The sequence below is a fragment of the Micromonospora acroterricola genome (genome assembly GCF_003172955.1).
Classification (GTDB): Bacteria; Actinomycetota; Actinomycetes; order Mycobacteriales; family Micromonosporaceae; genus Micromonospora; species Micromonospora acroterricola.
In genome coordinates, this window is the sequence record NZ_QGKR01000006.1 from 1 (window position 1) to 1,103 (window position 1,103).

Here is a 1,103-nt window from a genome sequence, read left to right on the forward strand (position 1 = left end):
GGGAACGGTCCTGCGGCGGCTGCCGGATTCGTGCCGGAGAACGGTCCTGCGGCGGCTGCCGGATTCGTGCCGGAGAACGGTCCTGCGGCGGCTGCCGGCTTCGGGCCGGGGAACGGCGCGATGGCCTGGGCCGCCGGTCCGGTCAGCTCGACCGGGCCCGCGAGCAGCACCGCCGACACGCCCGGGCGCACGGACACCTCCGCGAGCCCGGCAGGCACCGCGACGCCGCGCACCGCACCCACGGGCACGAACAGCCCGCCCGGGGCGGCGAGCACCCCGTCGACGAGCAGCCCGGCCGGAACGGCGAGCGCCCCGTCCGCGTCGGCCGACCCCACGCCGTGGGCACCCAACCCCGCCCCCGTGGCAGCCAGTCCCGCGTCCCGTGCGACCAGCCCCGGGTCGGGCGCAACCAGCCCCACGCCGAGTCCAGCCGGTCCCGCGTCGGAAGCGAGCGCCGCGGCCGGCACGCCGAATCCCCCTCCCGGGTCCGCGACCCCGACATCCGACACGACGAACCGCACGCCCGGGACCGCGAGTCCCACGCCCGGCGCGGCACCGGTGCAGGCCGGCGACCCGAAGCCAGTCGCCGTCCCCGCACCGCCGATCGCGCCGGGCGGCGTCGACCTCGACCTGCCGTTCACCCTGGACCGCCCGACATCAGCCGACCGCCCGGCAGCCGCCAACGGTCCGGCAACGCCCAGCGGTCCGGCAACGCCCGGCGGTCCAGCAGCGCCCGGCGGTCCAGCAGCGCCCGGCGGTCCAGCAGCGCCCGGCGGTCCGGCAACCGGCGGTCCAGCAACGCCCGGCGGTCGCGCAACGCCCAGCGGTCCCGCAACGCCCGGCCGCCCCGTTCCGCAACGAGCGGACCCGGCAACGGGCGGAACCACGCCGGCGGATCCCACAACGGCCGCACCGGCGCCGACCCGGGCCACCGGCACCGGCACCGGCACCGGCACCGGGGAAGACGATCCTGCCGTCGGAACGGCACGACCGGTGACCGAGTCGCCCTGGGCGTATCCGCCGCAGCGCCCGGCCGGCGCGACCGGGACGGCCCACGACGAGGCGGCGGCCGGGCGCTGCGGCGGATACGCCCAGGGCGACTC

General features: G+C 79.1%; 1 protein-coding gene and 1 pseudogene. Both read right to left on the reverse strand.

The features are described from left to right. Positions 1-335: pseudogene (locus tag DKT68_RS00030) on the reverse strand (hypothetical protein); the annotation flags it as partial. Positions 336-637: 302 nt separating this feature from the next. After that, positions 638-874: a hypothetical protein gene (locus DKT68_RS00035; RefSeq protein WP_146218240.1), complete on the reverse strand. Its 237-nt coding sequence runs from the start codon at positions 872-874 to the stop codon at positions 638-640. Between the last annotated feature and the right edge of the window lie 229 nt (positions 875-1,103).